Annotated in this window: 20 protein-coding genes; 9 read left to right on the forward strand and 11 right to left on the reverse strand. The window is 42.8% G+C overall.

Features of this window, described 5'->3' with window-relative positions; genetic code table 11:
• Window positions 1-17: 17 nt before the first annotated feature.
• From kdsA to M0221_RS09445, 4 genes are all read right to left on the reverse strand, one after another.
• Complete coding sequence (kdsA, locus tag M0221_RS09430) at window positions 18-893, reverse strand: 3-deoxy-8-phosphooctulonate synthase (RefSeq protein ID WP_483283664.1); 876 nt, start codon at window positions 891-893, stop codon at window positions 18-20.
• A 188-nt stretch (window positions 894-1,081) separates the two neighbouring features.
• Entirely contained in the window at window positions 1,082-2,716 is a 1,635-nt protein-coding gene (locus M0221_RS09435; protein WP_483283665.1) for a CTP synthase, read from the reverse strand.
• 193 nt (window positions 2,717-2,909) lie between these two features.
• Entirely contained in the window at window positions 2,910-3,959 is a 1,050-nt protein-coding gene (locus tag M0221_RS09440) for a porin (protein WP_483283666.1), read from the reverse strand.
• A gap of 549 nt (window positions 3,960-4,508) precedes the next feature.
• Window positions 4,509-6,713 carry a malate synthase G gene (locus M0221_RS09445; RefSeq protein WP_483283667.1) on the reverse strand — a complete coding sequence of 735 codons (2,205 nt, stop codon included), beginning with the start codon at window positions 6,711-6,713 and terminating at the stop codon, window positions 4,509-4,511.
• 620 nt (window positions 6,714-7,333) lie between these two features.
• Here M0221_RS09445 and M0221_RS09450 point away from each other — a divergent pair.
• Window positions 7,334-8,107 (forward strand): MiaE family protein, encoded by a 774-nt coding sequence (locus M0221_RS09450; RefSeq protein WP_483283668.1) that lies wholly within the window; start codon window positions 7,334-7,336, stop codon window positions 8,105-8,107.
• 251 nt (window positions 8,108-8,358) lie between these two features.
• Here M0221_RS09450 and M0221_RS09455 read toward each other — a convergent pair whose 3' ends face one another.
• The 5 genes from M0221_RS09455 to mtgA form a co-directional block, all read right to left on the reverse strand.
• Entirely contained in the window at window positions 8,359-8,865 is a 507-nt protein-coding gene (locus M0221_RS09455) for a hypothetical protein (RefSeq protein WP_483283669.1), read from the reverse strand.
• Between the two features lie 105 nt (window positions 8,866-8,970).
• A complete protein-coding gene (locus M0221_RS09460) occupies window positions 8,971-9,252 on the reverse strand; it encodes a hypothetical protein (protein ID WP_011514201.1) in 282 nt (93 codons plus the stop codon).
• 48 nt (window positions 9,253-9,300) lie between these two features.
• The gene (locus tag M0221_RS09465) at window positions 9,301-9,471 is read right to left on the reverse strand and encodes a hypothetical protein (RefSeq protein ID WP_181209802.1); all 171 of its coding nucleotides are present in this window, start codon (window positions 9,469-9,471) and stop codon (window positions 9,301-9,303) included.
• Between the two features lie 290 nt (window positions 9,472-9,761).
• Window positions 9,762-12,050 (reverse strand): polyphosphate kinase 1, encoded by a 2,289-nt coding sequence (gene ppk1, locus M0221_RS09470; RefSeq protein WP_483284777.1) that lies wholly within the window; start codon window positions 12,048-12,050, stop codon window positions 9,762-9,764.
• 129 nt (window positions 12,051-12,179) lie between these two features.
• Window positions 12,180-12,866, reverse strand: a complete 687-nt coding sequence (gene mtgA, locus M0221_RS09475; RefSeq protein WP_201530930.1) for a monofunctional biosynthetic peptidoglycan transglycosylase — start codon at window positions 12,864-12,866, stop codon at window positions 12,180-12,182.
• A gap of 227 nt (window positions 12,867-13,093) precedes the next feature.
• On the opposite strand from mtgA, the gene M0221_RS09480 reads away from it, so the two are divergent.
• The 8 genes from M0221_RS09480 (at window position 13,094) to M0221_RS09515 (ending at window position 22,977) form a co-directional block, all read left to right on the forward strand.
• Complete coding sequence (locus tag M0221_RS09480) at window positions 13,094-13,402, forward strand: glutaredoxin family protein (protein WP_483283670.1); 309 nt, start codon at window positions 13,094-13,096, stop codon at window positions 13,400-13,402.
• A 198-nt stretch (window positions 13,403-13,600) separates the two neighbouring features.
• Window positions 13,601-15,079, forward strand: coding sequence for an FAD-linked oxidase C-terminal domain-containing protein (locus M0221_RS09485; protein WP_483283671.1), 1,479 nt, complete (start codon window positions 13,601-13,603; stop codon window positions 15,077-15,079).
• Complete coding sequence (gene glcE, locus M0221_RS09490) at window positions 15,076-16,134, forward strand: glycolate oxidase subunit GlcE (protein WP_483283672.1); 1,059 nt, start codon at window positions 15,076-15,078, stop codon at window positions 16,132-16,134. Before M0221_RS09485 ends, glcE begins: the two co-directional genes overlap by 4 nt.
• A gap of 26 nt (window positions 16,135-16,160) precedes the next feature.
• Window positions 16,161-17,372 (forward strand): glycolate oxidase subunit GlcF, encoded by a 1,212-nt coding sequence (gene glcF, locus M0221_RS09495; protein ID WP_483283673.1) that lies wholly within the window; start codon window positions 16,161-16,163, stop codon window positions 17,370-17,372.
• A gap of 243 nt (window positions 17,373-17,615) precedes the next feature.
• Window positions 17,616-19,373 (forward strand): L-lactate permease, encoded by a 1,758-nt coding sequence (locus M0221_RS09500; RefSeq protein ID WP_011514208.1) that lies wholly within the window; start codon window positions 17,616-17,618, stop codon window positions 19,371-19,373.
• 192 nt (window positions 19,374-19,565) lie between these two features.
• A complete protein-coding gene (locus M0221_RS09505) occupies window positions 19,566-20,774 on the forward strand; it encodes an alpha-hydroxy acid oxidase (RefSeq protein WP_483283674.1) in 1,209 nt (402 codons plus the stop codon).
• Between the two features lie 99 nt (window positions 20,775-20,873).
• Window positions 20,874-21,920, forward strand: coding sequence for a rhomboid family intramembrane serine protease (locus M0221_RS09510; RefSeq protein ID WP_483283675.1), 1,047 nt, complete (start codon window positions 20,874-20,876; stop codon window positions 21,918-21,920).
• Between the two features lie 244 nt (window positions 21,921-22,164).
• On the forward strand, window positions 22,165-22,977 hold the full coding sequence (locus tag M0221_RS09515; RefSeq protein ID WP_201530942.1) for a MipA/OmpV family protein: 813 nt from the start codon (window positions 22,165-22,167) through the stop codon (window positions 22,975-22,977).
• A gap of 207 nt (window positions 22,978-23,184) precedes the next feature.
• On the opposite strand, the gene M0221_RS09520 is transcribed toward M0221_RS09515, so the two are convergent.
• Together M0221_RS09520 and M0221_RS09525 are read right to left on the reverse strand one after the other, a co-directional pair.
• Window positions 23,185-23,709 carry a hypothetical protein gene (locus M0221_RS09520; protein WP_483283676.1) on the reverse strand — a complete coding sequence of 175 codons (525 nt, stop codon included), beginning with the start codon at window positions 23,707-23,709 and terminating at the stop codon, window positions 23,185-23,187.
• Between the two features lie 262 nt (window positions 23,710-23,971).
• Window positions 23,972-24,499, reverse strand: coding sequence for a redoxin family protein (locus tag M0221_RS09525; protein ID WP_483283677.1), 528 nt, complete (start codon window positions 24,497-24,499; stop codon window positions 23,972-23,974).
• Window positions 24,500-24,711: the final 212 nt, after the last annotated feature.

Consider the following 24,711-nt stretch of genomic DNA (forward strand, 5'->3'; position numbering starts at 1 on the left):
TCACATTACTTATGATATTAATGAGTATCCAAGGTCTCAAAGCCTTTGACCAAGTCATCAAGCTGTTTAAGCTGGCGTAAGAACGGCTCTAATTGGCTCATACGTAGCGCACAAGGACCATCACATTTTGCCACTTCTGGATTTGGATGCGCCTCTAAAAACAATCCTGCAATCCCTGTTGCCATGCCAGCACGTGCCAGCGTGGTGATCTGCTCACGGCGACCACCTGCACTATCACTACGGCCGCCTGGCTGCTGCAAACTATGCGTCACATCAAAGAACACTGGTATCTCCATCTGCTTCATGGTATCAAAACCCAACATATCAACCACTAGGTTATTATAACCAAAGGCACTACCGCGCTCACACAGGATAAGCTTATCGTTACCGCCTTCGAGACATTTATTGACGATATGACGCATCTCATGCGGGGCTAAAAACTGCGCTTTTTTGATATTAATAATCGCATCCGTCTTCGCCATCGCATGCACCAAATCTGTTTGACGGGATAAAAACGCAGGCAACTGGATAATATCAGCTACTTCAGCAACTGGTGCCGCTTGATAAGGTTCGTGGACATCCGTAATAATCGGTACTTGAAATTTTTCTTTGATTTGCCCAAGCCAATCGATACCTTTCTCTAGCCCCGGACCACGATACGAGGTCAGACTTGAGCGATTGGCCTTATCAAAGCTGGCTTTAAACACATAGCCGATATCCAAACGCTGGCAAATATCGACATACTGTTCAGCGATCTCAAATGCCATCTCTTTAGACTCTAAAACATTCATGCCACCGAATAAGACAAATGGCTGATCATTACCGATACTGATGTTTTTATTATCAGGTGTATTAAGCTGAATATGCGACTGCGCGGTTAGTAGGTTTTCCATCGAGTAGGTATCCTCTTTATTGTTATCTCTTATTGTAACCGATAGGTCAATTAAAAAAAGGCTATAAGCGTAATTAGCGGCAAACCATTAGAAAAATTAGCATGCAAACCACTGCCAAAAAATCAGCCAAAAAAAAGACCAATCCGAAGATCAGTCTTTTTATATCAAAAGCACTTATAACTTAACGATTATTTCGCTTCACTATAATTCTTCGCCGCTTTTACAAAGCTATTGAACAATGGATGACCACCGCGTGGCGAGCTGGTAAATTCTGGATGGAACTGTACCGCAACAAACCATGGATGATCAGCAAGTTCAACTGACTCAACTAGGTGCTGCTTAGCAGAATAACCTGATACCGTCATTCCTGCTTGCTCTAATGGCTCGATATAGCGGTTATTCATCTCATAGCGATGGCGATGACGCTCAGTTATATTGTTAGCACCGTAGATTTGTGCAAGCTTACTACCAGCGACCAGCTCAGCTTGCTGCGCGCCTAAACGCATCGTACCACCAAGGTCTGAATCATCACTACGAATCTGCAATTCGCCGCGCTCATCTAACCACTCTGTAATCAAGCCAATAATAGGCTCAGCTGTTTTACGATCAAATTCAGAAGAGTTGGCATCGATATGTAGCACGTTACGCGCATATTCAATCACTGCCAGCTGCATACCTAAACAGATACCTAAATAAGGTACGTTGTTTTCGCGAGCATAGGTAATGGCTTTGATCTTACCCATAGTACCGCGCTCACCAAAGCCGCCTGGCACCAAGATGGCATCAGCATTATGCAGTTGCGCTAGTAAGCTGTCATTGTCTTCTAAACGCTCAGCATCGATATAATCAATCTTGACGTCGGCTTTATGAGTAATACCGGCATGTAACAATGCTTCATTGATTGATTTATAGGCATCTGGTAATTCAACATATTTACCAACCATGGCTACTGTTACCGTCGACTCAGGATTCAGCTGCGCTTCGACAACCTTATCCCAATCGCTCAAATCTGCTTCTGGTAAATCAAGACCAAAACGCTCACAGATTAAATCATCGAGATCTTGTTCATGTAAGGTACGTGGAATCTGATAAATACTTTGCGCATCTTCACACATAATGACCGCACGCTCTTCAACGTTGGTAAATAGTGCAATCTTGCGACGATTGTCTTGTGAGATATGATGATCAGAGCGGCAAATCAAGATATCAGGCTGCAAACCGATAGAACGCAGCTCTTTGACTGAATGCTGAGTTGGTTTAGTCTTAGTTTCACCTGCACTGGCGATATAAGGCACCAGTGTGAGATGCATCAGCATGGCACGATTGCGACCAAGCTCGACTTGCATTTGACGTACTGCTTCCATAAAAGGTAACGACTCGATGTCACCTACGGTACCGCCAATCTCGATGATAGCGACATCATAGCCTTCGCCACTGGCAAGAATTTTACTCTTAATCTCATCCGTAATATGCGGAATCACCTGCACCGTACCGCCTAAATATTCTCCACGGCGCTCTTTATTTAAGACATTTTGATAGATGCGACCACTGGTGAAGTTGTTACTTTTGCTCATCTTTGAATGGCGTAAAAAACGCTCATAATAGCCCAAGTCCAAATCTGTCTCGGCACCATCTTCGGTCACGAATACCTCACCATGCTGAAACGGGCTCATCGTGCCTGGATCAACGTTGATATACGGATCCATTTTGGTCATGGTCACGTTTACGCCACGTGCTTCTAAGACAGCAGCAAGGGAAGCTGCGGTAATACCTTTTCCTAGTGAGGACACTACCCCACCGGTCACAAATATAAACTTGGTCATAGTACTCTGTCGGTAATTGGTAAAGAAGGATTTTACTAAAAATACGCCATAAAATATAGGGCAAAAGCACAAACTATTTGAAACTCTTCATTTTTAGCACATGTCTATTATAACTCACTACAGCGTTAAAAAATTCATAACAAAAAAACTCACCCCGAAGGATGAGTTTTTTATTCAGATTCTAATGGTTAGATTAGAATTTGTATTCTAGACCAGTACCGATAACAAATACTTCTGCATCGCCGATGTCCGTAGTGTTAGGACCAGATAAATCATAAGCTCGAACATTATCAGCTTTGTTCATACCAGCATAGGCATGAGCAATGATGTTGTCTTTATACATGTATTTGCCACCAACAACGATCTGATCAGAATCAGAATTATTCCAACCATCTAGATTGTCAGTTTTATTGTACTGAGTATAGATAGACGCTGGACGAGCAAAGTTAGCTAGAGCCATCTCACCACTTACAACCAAACCTTTCTCTTTAGAATTACCATAGTCGTAATCAGCTACTTGATATAGTGCACCCAAAGTTACTGGAGCTGCGATATATTTACCTAGATCTACAGTAGCAGTACCACGGATGATATCACCTGCGATGTTTTGATCTTTGTCATAAGCAACACCAGCAGTGAAGCCAGTACCTTGATCAAACAACATTGCTACGCCAAAGCCAGCATTGTTGTTACCATTTACGTCATCAGAGCTATACATAGCAGATAACTGTAATGGTAGACCGTTATACTTAGGTGCAGTCCAGATGATTGAACTTGCGATACGGTTACTATCAGCCATGTTTAATGCATCAATAACTTCATTCTCATTTTGAGTAGTACCTAAGTTATCAAAGTAACCTTGGTTAACAACGACGTTATCAATACGAGCAAGCGTTGATTGGTTTTTACCAACACGGAACTCACCGAATTGTTTGTTGTTTACACCAAGGAATGTATCACGGTTAGTAAAACCATTTTTATCACCATCAATCTTTGTGCCATACTCTAACTGATAGATAACATCAGTGTTAGCAGTCATAGCTTCAGAACCTTTAAAGCCTAAACGTGAAGCATGAGAGTTGATCTCTACTGTATCTTCATCATACATGTTGCCAGCAGGGCCATCAAATTCAGCATTAACATAGTCCATAGCAACGAAAGCTTTACCATAAACAGTTGGTGCTGCATTGGCTGCAGATACAGATAGGGCAGCGATTGCTGTAGCTAAAAGTAGTTTTTTCATGGGGGTATCTCCACTTTACAATTTTAGTAATGAGCGAGCTATTATTAGCCGTTGCCCAAATGGTATCGTCACAAATCCTCAAAGATATAATGTGTAACTGGCTACCGAGATTAGTCAGAAACAAGTGTGGCGAAGTTCTATTACCGTAAGATGAAAAAAACCATGACTTACATAACTGGGATTAAAAAAGTAACTGCCATGTAAACTTTGGTCTTTATCGCTCTGTTGCGTAACATCCGTTACCAAACTCATACTTCAGCTACAAGCATAACAACTTTGACATAATTTGCAACATTTTTTTGAAGCTTTAGTTGGGAAAAACTTTCAAACCCACCCTCTGTATAAGGTTTTACCTTAAAGAAAATTTTGACAAAAAACACCCCTACTCGTTTAAAACGAATAAGGGTGAGAATTACAAAGGAAATCAGAAACGCTAAAAATTTTGGCAATTAGCAGTGTGAAAACTTGACAGGTACTTACCTCTTTTATTGGCAGTCACTGACCTCGCTTAAAGGGTACTTATTGCTAAATTCAGTCTTGTTTTAACTTTTAGCAGCCAACACTGGCTTTTAGATCTAGACGTGCTTGATGCAATAATGGCTCAGTATAACCACTTGGCTGCTCGCGACCTTTAAACACCAAATCACAAGCGGCTTTGAAAGCATAGGAGTTGTCCAAGTCAGTCGCCATTGGTTGATAATCAGCATCACCAGCGTTTTGCTCATCGACGATTTTAGCCATACGTTTCATAGCGTCCATCACTTGCTGCTCGCTGACAACATTATGGTGTAACCAATTGGCAATATGCTGACTTGAGATACGCAATGTCGCACGATCTTCCATCAAGCCGACGTCATTGATGTCAGGTACTTTAGAGCAACCAACGCCTTGGTTTACCCAACGTACGACATAGCCTAGGATACCTTGAGCATTATTATCAATCTCTTGCTGTTTTTCTTCTTCAGTCCAATTGGTGTTTTTTGCCAATGGAATGGTTAAGATATCATCTACGCTAGCGCGCGCACGTGATTTCAGGCTGTCTTGAACCTCAGCAACATTGACTTTATGATAGTGCATGCTGTGTAAGGTAGCACCCGTTGGAGATGGCACCCACGCCGTATTAGCACCTGCCTGTGGATGGGCAATTTTGGTGTCCATCATCTCTTGCATTTCATCAGGTTTTGCCCACATGCCTTTACCAATCTGCGCGTGACCTTGTAAGCCTACTTCAAGACCGATATCGACGTTCCATTGCTCATAAGCAGGCAGCCACGTTTGCGACTTCATATCGCCTTTGCGGACAAATGGACCTGCATTCATACTGGTATGCATCTCATCACCTGTGCGATCTAAGAAGCCAGTATTGATGAAAATAACACGCTCTTTTGCTTGGCGAATGGCTTCTTTTAAGTTGACCGTCATACGGCGTTCTTCATCCATAATGCCGATCTTTATCGTATAACGCTCTAAGCCCAGTAGGTCTTCTGAGGCGTTAAACAAGTCATTTGCCATCTTCACCTCATCAGGACCATGCATTTTTGGTTTCACAATATACATTGAACCTTTACGTGAGTTTGATAGCTCGGTTTTACCTTTTAAATCATTCAATGATAATAAAGGCGTAATCAGACCATCCATTAAACCTTCGAAAACTTCTTCTTGACCATTGCCTAAATCTACCAAAATCGATGGATTTTGCATGAGATGTCCGACGTTACGTAGCAATAAAAGCGAGCGACCTGGCAAGGTCAGCGTATCACCCTCTGGCGTAGTATATTCGCGATCAGGATTCTGTTTACGCGTACGGGTCTTGCCGCCTTTCTCAAAGGTTTCTTGCAAATCGCCATTCATCAAGCCAAACCAATTGCGATACGCTTCAACCTTCTCTTCTGCATCAACAGCAGCGATGGAGTCTTCACAATCTTGAATCGCAGTCAGCGCCGACTCTAATAACACGTCTTTAATATGTGCAGGATCATCTTTGCCAATGGGATGATTGCCATCAATTTGAATCTCAGCATGCAAGTTATTGTTCTTTAATAATACAGCGCTAGGACTATCAGCGTCGCCTACAAAACCTGCAAACTGTCCGGCATCTTTTAGTTGCGCGCTGCTATCGCCTTGCGCAATTTCAAGCTTACCATCAACGACTCTAAAACCTGTTACATCGCTATAGGAGCCTGATGCTAAGGCAAAGTTTTCATCTAGGAATTTTTTGGCATAAGCGACGACGGCTGCGCCACGTGTTGGATTGTAGCCACCTTTTGCTTCTTGACCATTTTCATCACTGATAACATTGGTGCCATATAAAGCATCATATAAGCTGCCCCAACGCGCATTATTGGCGTTCAACGCATAGCGAGCATTACGTACTGGTACTACCAGCTGAGGTCCTGCAATGCGGGCAATCTCATCATCGACGTTTTCTGTGCTGACACTGAACGCTTCGCCTTCTGGTAATAGGTAGCCAATTTCTTGTAAAAATGCTTTGTACGCTGGATAATCAATATTGCCATTTTTGGTAGGATGTTGCAGGTGCCATTGGTCAATCTGTCCTTGAATCTTAGCACGCGTTGCAAGCAGTGCTTTATTACGTGGCGTAAACTCTTTGATGACCTTTTCGAAACCTGACCAGTAACCATCTGAATCAATACCGACTTTCGGCAGCACTTCATTTTCGATAAAATCGAACAGCTGCTGATCAATGGCAAGAATGCCTTTTTGAACACGATTGGCATTAGAAGACTGGCTCATACTGTTATCCTTATCTGTTTGTTAGATTTGTTGATACTGGGCTGCTAAAACATACCTCGTCCATGTACACAGCCATGCAAAAGGGCGCATAAAGCAGGGTTGCAAAGTAATAAATAAGCGACAAGCCAAGTAAATTTACTGCTGCGTTACATCGGCTGTCATTATTTGAGCGGTATTTAACATTGTATTATCTAGATAGGTTTTACATAAAGATAGGCTATAAACCTTAGATTTTGAGACGCGATTGATAGTTGATATACTATTGGCTACCTGCTATCAGCTGACAAGCAATAGTAAGACAAAATACGTTAAAAGCAAAATATTATCCTACTACCAAATAAGGCAATAAACAAGGAAACCCCATTTAGTAAATAAATGCTTATGCTGTAGATAAATGATAGTTTATATACCATATACGTTAGCAGCGATTATCTTGCTATCCTATCCTCCTGAGTTACTCACAAGTATAAACTGTAAGTAATCATTACGATATTAATTTATGCATAATGGTTATCTATCATATCAAAGTAGTCTGAAGAATTTAAATACATATAGCGCGTATATATCTACTTTTTTTCATTATTTTATTCATCCACTCATCGATAAAGTCTAAGCAAACCATGACCATAAACCAAGAAAATACATCCATACCTAAAACTACTTCTAATTTGCAATCTGAGCCTTCAACTACAGTAGGGAGTCAATCTGTAATAGATTCTGAAAATAGCAGTAGTAATGATAGCGTTGATATCATTTCTATCACCCAACTCAGCACGCCACTAAAGGTAGATTTATCGCCTATTTTTGATTTCTTGGGCGCACGAACCTCACAAGCTTGGGTCAACGCCGCTGTTAATAACTTACCGCTGATTATTCAAGACCATGCCAATTGTGAAAAAAAGGCCGCCGGTACCGCGATGAATCTCATCTTTCGCTATGGGTTCTCTTATGATTTACAGCGTAAATTGGCACAATTGATACGTGAGGAAATGCTGCACTATGAGCAAGTGCTCGGCATTATGAATGAGCGCGGGCAAGCATGGAAATATCTAAGTGCTGGACACTATGCCAAAGGGATGCTAAAACACAAGCGCACTTATGAACCCGCTGCAATGGTAGATGTGCTGATTATTGGTGCATTTATCGAAGCACGTTCTTGTGAGCGTTTTGCGGCACTTTCTGAGGTTATCAATGATGAGCGTTTGGCAAAATACTATCGTTATTTATTAAAATCAGAAAGCCGTCATTTTGAGGATTATTTGGCACTGGCGCAGTCATTGTCTGATGACAGTATCGATGAGCGTGTGGCATTCTTTAAAGAAGTAGAAGCAGAGCTGATATCAACTCCAGATACTGAGCTGCGCTTTCATAGCGGCGATCCTATTGCTCTCTAATTTATTAAATCTATAGTGAGTTCAATATAAAAGAATTACGCTCAGAATAGCATTATGCTGGGATAAATGTCTCTCGCTTGCTGTGCGCTTCGCACTCCAGAGGCTTCGTAAAATTTATCCCAGCAGTACGGTGTTCTTTTTAAACTGAATCGACTATGTTATCAATAAAACAAAAGAAGGTGCTACAAGCGACATATCATACGTGATTACTTGCAGCACCTTTTTCAAGTTATCTGAATTGACTGAATGTTTTAAATATCTTTTTCATCTGGATTTAACACACGGGTTTGAGCATTATCAATATTTGCATAGCGATTTAAATCGTTTATGCCTTCGCTCTTAGCCCCTTGATCAATAGTGGTATGTTCATTGATACCATCATCAAAAGCATTGCCCTCTTGATCGCGGCGGTCTGGCTGACGGGCAGCATTATCGCCATCATTAACATGTTCTGAGCCTACCACACTCTCTTGGAACGTATCTGTTCCTTTATTGATAGTGGTATGATTTTCAATACTATCATCGGTAGACATCACGTTATGACTATGATGATGAATGTCTTCATGTGTATGGTCACCATGCTGGATATCATCGCTCGCATATCTAGTGCCAATGACTGTTTCTTGAAATGTCTCGGTGCTTTTTTCCGTATTATCATGAGCTGCGCTGGTGTCGACCGTGCGCGCAGGCGTATTTTCGATATGACCATCATTACTGTTGAGAAGCGTTTTGGTTAATGCCGGATCTTTCGTTTCCATCGTAATATCCTTATTTTTAATTTATCTTTCTTGTTATTTCTTTATCATCTGACATCTGACAATAATCATTTGTATGTGAGTTTAGATAGTCATGACGATGAAAAACTATTCATTGCCTTTTTGCGATAAATCATAGGCGTTTAGATCGCCAACATTTTTTCCACCTGGAGGCAGATTTTCTTCTTTGCGTGGGTCAGCGTATATCTCATCCGTCTCCTGCGACTCCTGCTGAGGTCCATCAATTTCGGGTTCGTGCTTACGACCTTCATAACTGTCCGATGGATTATCTGGATGCAGCTTCGCTGGATCGTTGACGGATACGGGCTTTTCATTATTTGGGTGCATGTTGTTAGTTTGAATATTGTCTGACTGACTATCATGTGACATGGCATTTCCCTCGCTTTAGTAGTATGGAGTTCAATAATTTTTTGCTAACTATTTGTCTGTACGTAAATCATCGTTGATAAAAGAAGTTTGCTCTTCTTCTGTTAATAATTCTGGTGCATCAACTGGCTTGCCATTTTCTAAATTTTTCTCAATCTGCTGGCTGTCTGATTCCTCAGCGGCTTTTTTGATATCTGAGCTATTATTGTTGGTGTGACTCATGGTGAAATCCTGTTTTCTTATTGAGATACGTCATAAGGGTGAATTTTTATATCTATCTATCTAATTATAAGAATAAATTTGATACGCTCACCAGTGTACTGCCGTATAAATATGTGAATAAGTGTGAGCTTACCAGACAGTTTGTAACCAGAAAGCAGGATTGGTAGGCAAAAAAAACCAAGCACAGAGTAATCCCTATGCTTGGCTGTTATATTTGTTGAAAAAATTGGATAACATTAAAAATACTAAATGAGATTAACCAACTTAATAACCGCTAATAAACAAGACAGTTATACCGGCTCGCCAACACGATTAATCACCTTTAATAAATGCTCTTGAGCAATGTGAGGCGCTTCATCCGCCGCTGGCTTGGTTCGTTGCCAGTTACCGTCACCGCTGAGTATCCACGCTTGCTTATTGTCTTGGAGGTAACTCAATAGTCCATCTTGATAAATTTGTTTAGACAATTTTTTATCTTCAATCGGAAACGCTACCTCTACACGGTGGAACAAATTACGATCCATCCAATCGGCGCTGCCACAGTACAAGCGCTCATTACTATCATTATAGAAGTAATAGATGCGAGTATGCTCCAAAAAACGACCGATAACAGAACGTACGGTGATATTCTCAGACAGACCCTTCACTTGCGGACGCAGACAGCATATGGAGCGCAAAATCAGTTCAATTTTGACCCCTGCTTGTGACGCATCATATAGTTTATCAATCAAACGACGTTCGGTTAAGGCGTTTACTTTAACAATAATATGAGCGCGCTTGCCCGCCTTGGCATGAGTAATCTCATCATCGATAAAACTCATCAATTTATCATGCAAGGTAAATGGTGCATGCAATAGCTTTTTGAGATTAGCAGGTTTACCCATGCCGGTCAGCTCTTGGAATATCTTGTGGACGTCTTCTGAGATATCAGGATCCGCGCTGAATAATCCATAATCGGTATAGACTTTAGCATTTGCTGCGTGATAATTACCCGTGCCTAAATGCACATAACGGCGCATTTTCCCCTCTTCGCGGCGCACGATGAGCATAAGTTTAGCGTGGGTTTTGTAGCCAACAATACCGTAGACCACTACTGCCCCTGCCTCTTGTAAATAGTTGGCAACAGCAATATTAGACGCTTCATCAAAACGCGCGCGTAACTCAATGACTGCTGTCACTTCTTTACCATTACGTGCTGCTGCGGCTAGCGCTTTGACAATTTCTGAATTGGTACCTGAACGATAAAGCGTTTGCTTAATCGCTAATACTTTTGGATCACTGGCAGCTTGCCAAAGTAAATTAATAATCGGCGAAAACGCATGGAACGGATGATGCGCCAATACATCGCCTTTACGCATGGCAGCAAACATACTGGTTGCTTTATCAAGCTTGTCGACTTCGCGGCGAAACGGTTTTGGTATCACATGCGTAAAGGGCTGATAACGCAAGGCTGGAATATTGAAGTCGAAAAGCAGCCGCGTTAAGTTGACAGGTCCATTGACGCGGTATAATTGGTTGTCATGCAGCTCAAACTCATTAAGCAAATAATCACTAATTGGCGTTGGGCATTCAGTAGTGACTTCAAGCCGCACTTTATCACCAAAGCGGCGGTTTTCAAGCTCACCTTCTAAGGCTTTGGCAATGTCATCAACATCATCTGCCAAGTCCAAATCCGCATTACGCGTCAGTCTAAACTGATGACAGCCGGTGACATTCATACCAGGGAATAGCTCACCGATATGCTCATGGATAATCGCTGATAGCATCACATGATGCTCTTTGCCACCAGTCAATTCATCAGGCAGACGAATCACGCGCGGCAAGCTACGCGGCGCAGGTACGATAGCCAAATTGATATCGCGACCAAAGGCGTCTTTGCCCTCTAAAGTCGCAATAAAGTTCAAGCTTTTATTCACCAAGCGCGGGAATGGATGCGCAGGATCAATGCTAATAGGTGTTAATACCGGCGATACTTGCTCAGTAAAATAGCGCTTCATCCATGCGGATTGCTCGGAATTCAACTCATCACGCTTTAAATAACGAATATCCTCAAGCGCCAGTGCTGGCAAGATATCTTCATTTAAAATACGGTATTGCTCAGCGATGGCATCATGAGTCACCGCTGATATTTCATTAAGAATTTCACTAGGACGCATACCATGTACACTGGTCGACACATCTCCCAGATTGAGCTTTTGCATGATACCAGCAACGCGAATCTCAAAAAACTCATCGATATTGGATGAAAAAATCATTAAAAAGAATAAACGCTCAAGCAAAGGATGGTGGGGATCTGCCGCTTGTGCTAAGACCCGCAGATGAAACTGCAATAAAGACAAGTCACGATTGATATAGCTGCTGGGTGAATAATTGCCATCTTCCGAGCGTTGCCAATCAATCTCGGTTAAAGCCTGGTTACCATACGGATTAATAAGGCTTTCATCGGTAGGAGGATTGCTGGTATTAATGGCACCGTCTACTTTATCTGTGTCACTCTCTATATTGACATCATTATTCGCATCAATATATGTCTCAATAACATCAGCGGTCTTATCACTATTACTGTGCTTATTATCCATCTCTACCACGCTCCACTCCTATGACTGTTATCAAACTGCTATCATTTTTATATCAATCTTATCCTATCAGCACTTTTATACTATACTTTTTAATTATTATTCTATTGTTACCGTTAATTCTAGCTACATTTAAGCAGACTGTGGCAATACAGCATTTTTCATACGTTTTTTGATGATACGTTGTTTATTACGCAGGCGTTTGTCGCTTTGATGACTTTCATAGTATTTTGGATTGGTCAGCATGGCAATCAATAAGGCTGACTGATCACGATTGAGATTAGCAGCTGATTTATCAAAATAATACTGCGCTGCCGCTTCAACACCATAAATACCATTGCCAAACTCTGCTACATTCAAATACGCGGTCAAAATCCGCTGCTTATCCCACAATGTCTCAATCATTATGGTGAGAACAGCCTCTTCAGCTTTACGCGTATAAGAGCGATGCGAAGTCAAAAACAGATTTTTAGCCAATTGCTGAGTGATGGTTGAGCCGCCTGCCGACATCTTGCCAGTCGCTTCATTCTTTTTCTGTGCCGCCTTAATGCCTTTCATATCAAAGCCGTTATGCTGGCTAAACGTTGAATCCTCACTGACAATCGCAGCTTGCTTCGCAGATTTGGCAATCGCGTCATATTCAACCCAAGTTTGGCTAACATCACCGCCCGTAATGCGATGGGTGAGCATAAACATGCTGTTATTAATCGGCTGCGTTTTCCAAATTAACAGCAGCCCTGCAACCAACACATGGAATGCGACGACCAACACCATCAATGCCAATAAGAGTCGTTTGATAAATTTGCCAAAACTTGTCATGCGTGTTGTCCAAGTGATTGATAAGATAGTTAGAGGAAGTAAGGAGCGCTTAGCCTAGCAATATAGGTCAGCAATTATAAATAGCAGCTCATCTTACCTAATCTCACAATCGCTGTCATTATTTACCCCACTTCTTTATCATGTCATATGAGTACACGTGAAAAATCAGCAAAAATGAACGTTGGATTTGTAAGCTTTGCCTTTAGGATTAATATAAGAGAGTAGCTATGTACGAGAATAATAATATAAGCACATTGCGTGCTCATATGATTGAAGAAAAACCTGAGCTTGGTTCTCCTGAAAATATAACCAAATGGTGGCTACTCGGCACCTCAGGTTGTCATTTATGTGATATTGCTGCACAGCTGATAACACAGCTACAAGTGGTGCAACGCGTTACTTACGAGCCTGTCGATATTGCCGATTTCTCTGAGCCGCTTATGATGGCCTTTGCGACGACTATTCCCGTCATCTTGACACCGACAAAACGCTTAGATTATCCATTTTCAGTACTGGATTTACAGCGTTTATTGTAACCCTGACAGCCCCTGCTCGCTTATTCAATACAGCCGCAAACAAGCTTAATTCTTACTAATTCAAAACATTACATATCATTTTATTCAGTTTTAACCAATATATTGATAGCTAATCTTTCCCTTTTTATTATAAGCTTAAGGTCATCTGTATAATAATGCAGTGAGTGTCGACAATTTAGTGAGCAAAGGAATGCCACCATGAATCAGAGCCAAAGACCTGATAAAGCTGCTTTAGTAGAGCTATTTCGCGATTTTATTGAGCCTCAGTACGTGATCAATGATGAGGAGACTCAAAAGCCTTTTGAGTGTGATGGCTTATCGGTATATTGCGATATGCCACTCATTACGGTGCTCCCACAAACCGTTGAGCAAGTTTGTGAGGTCATGCGAATCTGTTATCGCTATCAAATCCCTGTGGTTGCGCGCGGTGCCGGTACGGGTTTGTGTGCAGGCGCAATGCCCAACCCTGATGGCGTCTTATTGGTGTTGTCACGATTTAAACATATCCTTGATATTGATCCACTTGCCCGTAGCGCACGTTTGCAGCCAGGTGTCCGTAACCTTGCTATTAGTGAGGCGGCTAGACAATATGGCTTGTATTATGGCCCAGACCCCTCCTCACAGATTGCCTGCTCCATCGGTGGCAACGTCGCCGAAAACTCAGGCGGCGTCCATTGTCTCAAATATGGTCTGACCACTCATAACTTATTAAAAGTTGAGATGGTCACAGTCGAGGGGGATCTCATTACCATTGGTAGTGAAGGTCTTGATAGCAACGGCTTTGATTTGATGGCTTTGATTACTGGCTCTGAGGGTCTACTTGGGGTGATTACTGAAGTGACGGTCAAGCTGCTACCTAGCCCTGAAAAGGCTCAGGTCATTATGGCCGCTTTTGATAATGTTCAGACCGCAGGGGATGCGGTCGGCGGCGTGATTGCCAAAGGTATTATTCCAGCCGGACTTGAGATGATGGATAGCCCTGCCATCATAGCCGCCGAAGCGTTTGCTCATGCAGGCTATCCAATTGACGCCCAAGCTTTGCTGCTGTGTGAGTTAGATGGCAGCGAGGCGGAAGTTCAAGAACAGATTGCAGAGGTTGAGCAGCTGTTTATCGATCTTGGCGCAACCACAACACGTGTCTCACAAAGTGAGGCGGAGCGTGCCTTATTGTGGAAAGGTCGAAAATCTGCATTCCCCGCTGTCGGACGAATATCCCCTGACTACTACTGCATGGATGGCACTATTCCGCGTAGCCAACTTGCCCATGTTCTAACCGAAATGCAAAAACTCTCAGATGAATACGGTCTGCGCGTCGCCAACGTGTTTCATGCTGGGGACGGCAATTTGCACCCGCTTATCTTATTTGATGCCAATGTCCCAGGAGAGCTTGAGCGCACTGAAGAGTTCGGCAGCCGTATTTTAGAGCTTTGCGTCAAGGTAGGCGGCTGCATAACTGGTGAGCATGGGGTTGGCGTCGAAAAAATCCGCCAAATGACGATTCAGTTTAACGATCAAGAGCTGACACAATTTCATGCAATCAAGCACGCCTTTGACCCAATCGGTACGCTAAATCCAGGTAAGGGCATTCCAGTGCTCAAGCGCTGTCAAGAGTACCGTACCCTTGACAGAACGCAACACAACCATGACTCTCAACCACAGCAAGGAGATCTGGCATGACAGACATCAGTCAAGAGCTGATTGCGCGAGTAATGCAAGCCAGCCATGACGGCACAGCCCTACAAATCATGGGCGGGGGCAGTAAGCAGTTTATGGGACGTGAGCCAATAGGCGACCCCATCAGCCTTAGCGAGCACAAAGGTATTCTCAGTTATGAGCCGATCGAATTGGTGCTGACTGCTCGTGCTGGAACCTCAATTACTGAGATTAATAGCGCCTTAGCAGAACACAATCAGTGCTTAGCATTTGAGCCACCGACATTTGACGGACAAGCAACCTTGGGCGGTACATTGGCTTGCCACTTATCAGGCCCAGCAAGACCTTGGAGCGGCTCAATAAGAGACCATGTCTTAGGCATTCGCCTGATTAATGGGCATGCAGAAGAACTGCGCTTCGGCGGTCAGGTAATGAAAAACGTCGCCGGTTATGATGTCTCACGGATGCAAGCAGGCGCGATGGGCACTCTGGGTATCATCACTGAAGTCAGTCTAAAAGTCATGCCTAAGCCTGCTGCCACTGTGACTATTAAGCAGGAAATGGACGCTGCAAAGGCTATTGAGACCATGAACCGTCTCTCAGGAAAATCCAAACCCTTGACAGGGGCTTGTTGGTTTGACAATCATTTGTATTTGCGCTTGGCCGGCGCGCGAAGTGCGGTAGACAGCACTGTCAACCAGTGGCAAGGCGCAATATTAGAGGATACAGATGCGTTTTGGTCAATGCTTCGTGAGCAGCAATTGGATTATTTCTTAGACGCGTCCTCATTGTGGCGGTTTTCTGTAAAAAGTAGCGCGGCGCATATGCTACCAGAGGAAGATTGGCTGATTGATTGGGGAGGATCACAGCGCTGGCTTCGTGGCGACTTTACCGTGGACAAATTAGAAGCGCTCGCTGAGGCTGCAGGTGGTCAGGTCAGCCTTTATCGCGGTGGTGACAGGAGTCAGGAGGTCTTTCATACTCAGTCTGAGGCGCTCCAAAAGCTCCACCAACGCCTCAAACACGCCTTTGATCCGAATGGTGTTTTCAATCCCAATCGTTTATACAGCTGGATGTAAATTAGCTCGATGACAAGGAAGTCGTAATGCGAACTCAAATCAATATAAAATATCTGGATCACCCAGATATTCAAGAAGCCGACGATATTTTGCGCACTTGCGTTCACTGTGGATTTTGTAATGCCACGTGTCCCACGTATCAAGAGCTTGGCGATGAGCGTGACGGTCCTCGCGGTCGTATTTATTTACTAAAACAAATGCTTGAAACTGGTGAGGTTAGCGAAAAATCCCAACTTCATTTAGACCGCTGTTTGACTTGTCGTAGCTGCGAAACCACTTGCCCCTCTGGGGTAAAATATGGCCGCTTGGCTGAAATCGGCCGCGATATTATGGAAGAACAGCTGTCGCGACCTGCCGATCAAAGTCTTAAACGCTGGCTTATCAGAAAGGTGTTGCCCTATCCGCACCGATTTGGGTTTCTCTTAAGACTCGGACAACTGTTTCGCTCCTTTTTGCCTCGCGACTTAAAAGCCCAAGTCCCTGTTAAGCAAATCACCCGCCCGCGACCCTCACAGCAACACTCGCGTCAAATGCTGGTGCTAGAGGGCTGCGCCCAACCTTCTGCCACCCCCAATACCAACAATGCCGCCGCCCGAGTACTTGATAAACTAGGCATCAGCTTGATTGCTGCGCCAGATGCCGGATGTTGCGGCGCTGTGAGCTATCACATACCTGCTCATGAAGAAGGGCTTGCGTTTATGCGGCGCAATATCGATGCGTGGTGGCCATATATTGAGGCTGGGGCTGAAGCCATTGTTATCAGCGCTTCAGGCTGCGGCTCGATGGTCAAGGAGTACGGCGAAAAACTCAAACATGACGACGCTTATGCAGCTAAAGCCAAGCGTATCAGTGCACTGACCCGAGACCTGAGTGAAATTTTGATCAAAGAGGACTTAGAGAAGTTGGTAGTAAAACAGACGAATCGTAAGACCGCTGTCCACTGCCCATGCTCGCTACAGCACGCTCAGCAGTTAGGCGGTCATGTTGAGCAGATATTGCAACGCGCTGGGATTGAGCTCTCTAAAACCCAAAACGGACATTTATGCTGCGGCTCTGCTGGTACTTACTCGCTCCTTCAGCCTAAGCTTAGCCAGCAACTACTCACCAATAAAATCAATGATCTTACCATCGATAACCCAGATCAGATTGTGACAGCCAATATCGGATGCCAATTGCATTTAGGCAGCCATGCGTCCGTCCCAGTCAAGCATTGGATCGAATTGTTAGACCCACAATAAAACCAACTATAATGAGTTAAGCGGATTGTAAAGGACAATCATAATCAGCTCTTAACTACATTAATAAAGAATACAAGGTCTCAGCTAATTTTTGAAATAAGTTCTCTACTGCCATTTGAATGACGCCCGCAGCACCAAAAAACTACGGGCTTCTTTTGGCTTAATACTGATAAACAAAAAAGAAATATCCTTCAATGATATTTCAAAGATGACTTCAACTACATATACCAAGGACGGTTTATTATGTACACTTTTTTGGCCTTAGCGCCTATTCTGGTAGTACTCGTTTTGCTTGTAATGTTGCGGCTTCCTGCCAAGATTTCTATGGGCGTTGCCTATTTAGTAACCGCGCTATTAGCGTTGTTCGTTTGGCAAGCCAGTGGCGCCCAAGTCGCAGCCGCGACTGTAAACGGCATCATCGTCGCACTCACGCTTTTATTTATTGTATTTGCGGCTATTTTATTGCTGAATACTTTGAAGGAAGGGGGCGCTATTGTCGCTATTCGTAAAGGCTTTATGGATATCTCGCCCGATAGACGCGTTCAAGTTATCATTGTGGCGTGGTTATTCGGCTCGCTGATAGAAGGCTCATCAGGATTTGGTACGCCATCTGCTATCGGTGCACCGTTGTTGCTCGCTTTAGGTTTCCCAGCGATGGCATCAGTTATGGCTATGTTAATTATTCAGTCGACGCCCGTATCATTTGGTGCCGTTGGTACGCCAGTATTACTTGGCGTTTGGACTGGTATCAATGATAAGCCAGATATAACGCAAGCGATTGCGCCACTCTCAACTGAAAACTATCTATTACAAATTGCGGGTAACATCGGTCTGATACATGCGCTGGTGGGTTTTCTAATTCCGTTGCTTTTGAGTGGATTTTTGACTCGGTTCTTTGGTAAAAATCGCTCCTTCGTTGAAGGGCTCAAAGTATGGCCTTTTGCAATTTTTGCTGGTCTCTGCTTTACCGTTCCTTATTATTTAGTGGCTAGATACCTAGGTCCTGAGTTCCCATCATTGGTCGGCGGTTTTATCGGTCTTATGATTGTGCTTCCTGCAGCAAAGCGCGGCTTCTTGATGCCTAAAGAGATTTTTGATTTTGCGCCCCGCGCTAAATGGGATAAAGACTGGCTCGGCTCGTTACCTGAAGAAAAGTTTGATGATTCTATTGCACCAAGATTTTCTTTGGTTCGGGCATTTTCTCCTTATCTCATCGTTATTGGTCTACTAATCATCACTCGAGTCATTGCACCGCTGAAGGCGTTTTTGACTGGAGATTTGACCACTATACAATTTACCAATCTTTTTGGTACAACTATTTCTAGTAAAATCCAACTTGCCTATTCTCCAGGTATCATTCTAATTATTGTTGCCTTAATCTCTATCTTGTTGTTCAAAATGAACGGACAAGCCGTCAAACGTAGTTGGAGTAGTTCTGCAAAAACCATGGTAGCCGCCGCACCAGCCTTGCTGTTTTCGGTACCGATGGTACAAGTATTCATCAACTCCGGGTCAGCTGCTGAAGTCGCAAATTCGCTACCCGCTATGCCCATCTTACTGGCTGAGAGTGCCGCTGGTGCCTTTCAAAATGCATGGCCACTCGTGTCTCCGTGGATTGGCGCGCTGGGTGCGTTCATTGCAGGCTCAAATACCGTCAGTAATATGATGTTCGCTTACTTTCAGTGGTCAACCGCTAGTCAAATTGGCTTAGATGTCAATCTTGCTGCACAAGTAGTAGCACTGCAAGCGGTCGGTGGCGCAGCGGGTAATATGATTGCGGTACATAACGTCGTTGCTGCTTGCGCGGTGGTTGGTCTGATGGATAAAGAAGGCTATGTTATTCGCAAAACCTTAGTCGCAATGACATACTATGTGATTCAGGCAGGATTGATCGGTATGGGTATTATTTTCGGTCAAATGTGGTGGTGGATATTGGCTGTCATTTGGCCAATCGCATTTTTTGGCATCATGGCAATGACGAGTAAAAAAACCGTTGCTTAACATGAGTTAGCTGTACTAGCAAATATGTGAATCCACAATCAGCACTTGAACTGACGCTATTATACTAACTATGATAGCGTCAGTTTTATGTCATGGTTAAGATAATATTATCTAATAATTAACGACAAAAAATGAATGACCGCAGCATCATAATTAATAAACGGTTACCAAATAAGCAACAAGGAAGACCTTATGAAAAATTTGAGCAAAATTACTGAAATTGAAGACCTACGACGGGTTGCTGAGCGCAAAGTACCTCGCATGTTTTATGATTATGTCGACTCAGGCTCATGGACCGAGACCACCTATCGCAATAATGAAACTGACTTTGATCGTATCAAACTGCGTCAGCGGGTATTGGTTAATATGGAAGGACGCTCGCTTGCCACCGAAATGCTGGGCACGTCAGTAAAAATGCCGGTTGCGATTGCGCCAACAGGCTTTACTGGCATGATGTGGGCAGACGGAGAAATCCTCGCGGCACAGGCAGCAGAAAAGTTTGGCGTACCGTTTTCCCTATCGACCATGAGTATTTGCTCTATCGAAGATGTCGCCACCCATACCAGCCAGCCATTTTGGTTTCAGCTATATATGATGCGTGATATGGACTTTATCGCCAATTTGATTCGCCGTGCAAAAGAGGCCAATTGCTCAGCGCTCATCCTGACCGCCGACTTACAAGTACTCGGTCAACGTCATAAAGACATCAAAAATGGTCTATCTGCGCCGCCAAAGCCGACGCTTGCCAATATCTTAAATCTGATGACCAAGCCAGAATGGTGTATGAATATGCTGGGTACCAAGCGTCGCACCTTTGGCAATATCGTTGGTCACGCTAAAAACGTCGAGGATATCTCATCGCTATCCGCATGGACAGCTGAGCAGTTCGATCCGGCACTGAGCTGGGATGATGTCGCTCGTATTAAAGATATGTGGGGTGGCAAGCTGATTATCAAAGGCATCATGGAGCCAGAAGACGCTGTACTGGCAGCTCGTAGCGGTGCCGATGCGCTAGTGGTCTCCAATCATGGTGGACGACAGTTAGATGGTGCGCCCTCTTCCATTTCATCTCTAGCCGATATTGTACAAGCCGTGCGTGCCGAAGACAGTCAGATTGAAGTTTGGCTCGATAGCGGTATTCGTTCTGGGCAAGATGTACTCAAAGCGATGGCATTAGGAGCCAATGGCACGATGATTGGTCGCGCTTTTCTTTATGGTCTTGGCGCTTATGGCGAAGATGGTGTCCGCCGAGCGCTTGAGCTGATTTATAACGAATGTGATATCAGCATGGCGTTTTGCGGTCATACCGATATCAATGAAGTGCGCGATGATATCTTAGTCAAAGGTACCTACGAGCATCTCAAAACTGCCTTGCCATACGTAGCACCGATGCGCTGGTAAGCGTAGACGATATAGCTACTTAGACTTATTGGTCGCTTTCTTTATACTATCCATACCCTTTATACTCTACTTATAATTTTTTATTGATAATTAAATGTTATGACCATTCAACAATTATTAAAGACAGCACCCGTCACTACCCTGTTATTAGTCAGCTTTATCGGGCTATTTATCATGCAGGTATTAACGGGTGTCGATGCCAATAATCCCTCAACTGAAGCGCTGATAAAATGGGGTGCCAACGCCCTACCTTTTACCATGGATAATGAGCCATGGCGCTTGGTGAGCAGTGCGTTTTTGCATATTGGGCTGATGCATTTATTGTTTAATGGTTTTGCCATGTACTTTTTTGGGCAAATTGCCGAGCCGATGTTTGGCTCCGCGAAGTTTTTGGCGCTATTTTTACTGGCAGCAATCGGTGGCAACTTATTAAATAATTACGTCACATGGCAAGGTATTGTGGATGGGACAGGACAAGCCGGATTATCTGCAGGCGCATCGGGCGGTATCATGGGTATTGGCGCAGCGTTATTAATCGCCGCGCTGTTTAAGATATCAGTCAACGGTATGGTGCTGAATCTTAAAAGCCTGATATTTATTATGGGCATCAACTTAGTCTATGGTTTTGCGGTGCCGGGTATCGACAATGCTGGTCACATTGGCGGTGCGATTACCGGTCTTATCATTGCACTGCCTTTTGCGATTGCCTATCGTCAACGTATGGTAGCTGTCATACAGAATATTGCCACTTACGAGAATGATTATTTACCCCATTATCAAAGTGAGCAACAAAACGAATATCACACCACTTATATTAATACGCCAGTGAATAGCGACACTGACTTTGATAATGATACACACTTAAATAACACTCATTTAAATAACGCCAGTTTGCATAATGAGAGTCATGTAGATAATAATAGTGGTGTAAACTCAAACGTAACTGTTAACCCTACCAATCCTATTCGCCCTACTCTTAACGAAACCCTGAATGAAAAAAGCGCAGCCATTAAACCTGCGCTTATTTGGCAATTGCTGCCGTGGATTGTGATGTTATTTATTAGCATTGGCTTTATGTGGTGGTGGCAAGATATCCATCAGCAATTAATAGAAGTGCTCAATGCCATTGAGCAAAGTACTGTTTAGACTATATCTCTTTTATATTTAACGGATTCTATAGTCAGTTCAAAATAAAAGCGATACGATTGTAATAAAGTGCTATTGGCTATAATTTTTTCTTGCTTGCTGTTCGCAGGCGTGACAGAGGCTGCAAAAAATTTATAGCCAATAGCACTGTATCGTTTTTAAGATGAATCGACTATAACGTAAAAAATCCTTACGAGTTTTACTATTTTTATCCCTTTGTTTCACCCACTTATGAGAGCAAATCATGTCTACATCATCATCGCTATCCCCTACTTTTAAGCGTGCTTTGCTTAGCACGTTGACAGCTACTGCCATGCTTGGCGCAGCTAGCCTATCTAATGCAGCACTCTTCAATAAAAACCTACCGAAAGATCCTGATGCTGAGTTAAGCGTCGGCGTCAACGTCATGGCAGTCAAATCTGCTTATGATTTGGAAGAAAGCACCGAGATAAAAGTATTGCCAGGCGCATTCTATGACAATAATAAAATCTACGCACGCGGTGCTCAAGCGGGTGTATACCTTATCAATGACGGCAGCAATCAGCTAGCTGCTTATGCTCAGCTTGCTGGCAATTCATTTGATCCTGATGATGCTACTGGCGCACTAAAAGGACTTGATGAGCGTAAAGCCTCTGCTGCTGCAGGCTTAAGCTATACGCGTCTGACGCCGGTTGGTGGCTTTCGTGCCCAATACGCAACAGATATCTTAGATCGTAGCGGCGGTAATACTGCCCGCTTAAGCTATATTGGTAAAATTAGCAAAAACAAGCTAACGGTCTATCCAAGCGTTGGATTTGAGTACAATGATGCCGACTACAATGAATACTATTATGGGGTAAGTGATACAGAGTCAACTAGAACAGGCGTCGCTGCTTATACCGCCAACTCAAGCTTGAATCCTTATATTAATGTTAGTGCCAACTATGATTTCAGTAAACGCTGGGCGGGCTTTGCCAATCAAAGCTTAAGTTATCTGCCAAATGAGCAATATGACAGTCCAATGGTTGATTCGCGTACTGATGCTACGACGACGCTTGGTTTGCTATATAAGTTCTAGTTGAGCTTAGATTATTATTAAAAAAGACCTTGTCGCATTATGTGACAAGGTCTTTTTTATTTAATAGCTTTAAATGTAGGATGTGCTTAGGGCACCGATAAAACGAGTATCTCTTTAAATCAACACATGAGAGGCACCTTAGTATATGAGGTATATTACTTTTTCATATTAAATAAAAAAATCTTGAACATACCCAACATTAAACTATCATCCTCTTAATTTTTTGATGCTTCTGAAATATCTAATTACAGCAGAATCAGGCTTAGATTTTGACACTGTCGAGAAATGTTTAAATACTTCAGTAACTCCCGACTCTTGAAGTATTATTTCCTTTGTGGCTTTGGAAGATTTATAAATATTTTCTTTTGCTGTTGCGATACTTAGCTCATCATCGTAGTTCAACACATTTTCAGCTCCCATATACGCAGTTGCGACCTGAACTATAATAACCTCATTCAGATAGAAACTATTTGCATCCATAAATGTGCAAAGAGAATGTATTACTGAGCTAACTAAAGATTTCCTTTCTAATTCGTTCAAAGCTGTGTTTGTCATTACTTCTGAAACTATTTCACCACCTTCAACAAATCTTGTATATAGCTCTTCATGCACGGATAATCGTTTATCGAACACTTTTTGAGAGTAAATTTCAATCCGTTTATTCCTGTGGAAATACTCTCCAAGTAAAACGCCAATTAGTACCCCCGCTAAACCAAGCCATGCACTTTCCATTCAATCTTCCTCATAACTTGTAAAAGTAAACTCTAATACAATAATATTACCACCCTCATAATTTAAAAACTTTAATATACTGCAACAGATGCAAGCGGAAACTCTCTTATAAGTATTCCAACATATTTTTCTCACTCATAAAAATACTAGAAAATATAAAATTAGGTTTTTATCATCTCTAAGGCAATTTTAAAATAGTAAAAAAAAGACCTTGCCACATAACGTGACAAGGTCTTTTTTATTTCTAACTTCTCAATAGAATCTAAGCATTACTTTTTAAATACGCTAACATAGTGTCTGCATCTGATACTTCAAATGGGTCTATTGGACAGTTGTCGCCAAAATCAGCTTCTTTAAACACTTTTTTAACTTCTTTATTGTCGACAACCATCGAATAACGCCATGAGCGCATACCAAAGCCAACATTACTCTTATCAACAAGCATCCCCATTTTACGAGTGAACTCACCATTACCATCAGGAAGTAAGAAAACGTTTTCACGGTTTTGATTCAGACCCCATTGGTACATGACGAACGCATCATTGACAGAAATGCAAACTATTTCATCTATGCCTAATGCCTTAAACTCATTATAAAGCGCTTCATAACGAGGGAGATGGCTGGTCGAACAAGTTGGCGTAAACGCACCTGGTAGAGAAAACACAACCACTTTTTTATTGGCAAATAACTCATCTGTGGTTAGATCATACCATGTGAACGGGTTGTCTCCTCCAATAGAGTCATCACGAACACGAGTTTTAAAAGTCATATCAGGTACATGGGTAATCATTGTTTACTCCGATTTAGGTTATTGTCTTTTTTTCCAAAATTCTGCATGTATATGATAATAGTTATAGTAGTCTATAAGCAATCTTTGAGATCACATTCACTATATAAGATGTAGATCTAGCTTTAAAAATATAAACCAAAAAAAGACCTTGCCACATTCTCCTATAAGAAGTGATAAGGTCTTCTTTTATTCTAAATTTTCAGTGGAACAAA

It is taken from the genome of Psychrobacter sp. ANT206, assembly GCF_056880555.1.

Excerpts from the sequence above, each read along its gene's own strand:
- kdsA (WP_483283664.1), bottom strand. The coding sequence starts at position 893 with ATGGAAAACCTACTAACCGCGCAGTCGCATATTCAGCTTAATACACCT.
- M0221_RS09525 (WP_483283677.1), bottom strand. The coding sequence starts at position 24,499 with ATGATTACCCATGTACCTGATATGACTTTTAAAACTCGTGTTCGTGAT.
- M0221_RS09485 (WP_483283671.1), top strand. The coding sequence starts at position 13,601 with ATGAATCAGAGCCAAAGACCTGATAAAGCTGCTTTAGTAGAGCTATTT.
- M0221_RS09500 (WP_011514208.1), top strand. The coding sequence starts at position 17,616 with ATGTACACTTTTTTGGCCTTAGCGCCTATTCTGGTAGTACTCGTTTTG.
- M0221_RS09445 (WP_483283667.1), bottom strand. The coding sequence starts at position 6,713 with ATGAGCCAGTCTTCTAATGCCAATCGTGTTCAAAAAGGCATTCTTGCC.
- glcF (WP_483283673.1), top strand. The coding sequence starts at position 16,161 with ATGCGAACTCAAATCAATATAAAATATCTGGATCACCCAGATATTCAA.
- M0221_RS09480 (WP_483283670.1), top strand. The coding sequence starts at position 13,094 with ATGTACGAGAATAATAATATAAGCACATTGCGTGCTCATATGATTGAA.
- M0221_RS09515 (WP_201530942.1), top strand. The coding sequence starts at position 22,165 with ATGTCTACATCATCATCGCTATCCCCTACTTTTAAGCGTGCTTTGCTT.
- M0221_RS09510 (WP_483283675.1), top strand. The coding sequence starts at position 20,874 with ATGACCATTCAACAATTATTAAAGACAGCACCCGTCACTACCCTGTTA.
- ppk1 (WP_483284777.1), bottom strand. The coding sequence starts at position 12,050 with ATGGATAATAAGCACAGTAATAGTGATAAGACCGCTGATGTTATTGAG.
- mtgA (WP_201530930.1), bottom strand. The coding sequence starts at position 12,866 with ATGACAAGTTTTGGCAAATTTATCAAACGACTCTTATTGGCATTGATG.
- M0221_RS09520 (WP_483283676.1), bottom strand. The coding sequence starts at position 23,709 with ATGGAAAGTGCATGGCTTGGTTTAGCGGGGGTACTAATTGGCGTTTTA.
- M0221_RS09465 (WP_181209802.1), bottom strand. The coding sequence starts at position 9,471 with ATGAGTCACACCAACAATAATAGCTCAGATATCAAAAAAGCCGCTGAG.
- glcE (WP_483283672.1), top strand. The coding sequence starts at position 15,076 with ATGACAGACATCAGTCAAGAGCTGATTGCGCGAGTAATGCAAGCCAGC.
- M0221_RS09435 (WP_483283665.1), bottom strand. The coding sequence starts at position 2,716 with ATGACCAAGTTTATATTTGTGACCGGTGGGGTAGTGTCCTCACTAGGA.
- M0221_RS09440 (WP_483283666.1), bottom strand. The coding sequence starts at position 3,959 with ATGAAAAAACTACTTTTAGCTACAGCAATCGCTGCCCTATCTGTATCT.
- M0221_RS09450 (WP_483283668.1), top strand. The coding sequence starts at position 7,334 with ATGACCATAAACCAAGAAAATACATCCATACCTAAAACTACTTCTAAT.
- M0221_RS09460 (WP_011514201.1), bottom strand. The coding sequence starts at position 9,252 with ATGTCACATGATAGTCAGTCAGACAATATTCAAACTAACAACATGCAC.
- M0221_RS09455 (WP_483283669.1), bottom strand. The coding sequence starts at position 8,865 with ATGGAAACGAAAGATCCGGCATTAACCAAAACGCTTCTCAACAGTAAT.
- M0221_RS09505 (WP_483283674.1), top strand. The coding sequence starts at position 19,566 with ATGAAAAATTTGAGCAAAATTACTGAAATTGAAGACCTACGACGGGTT.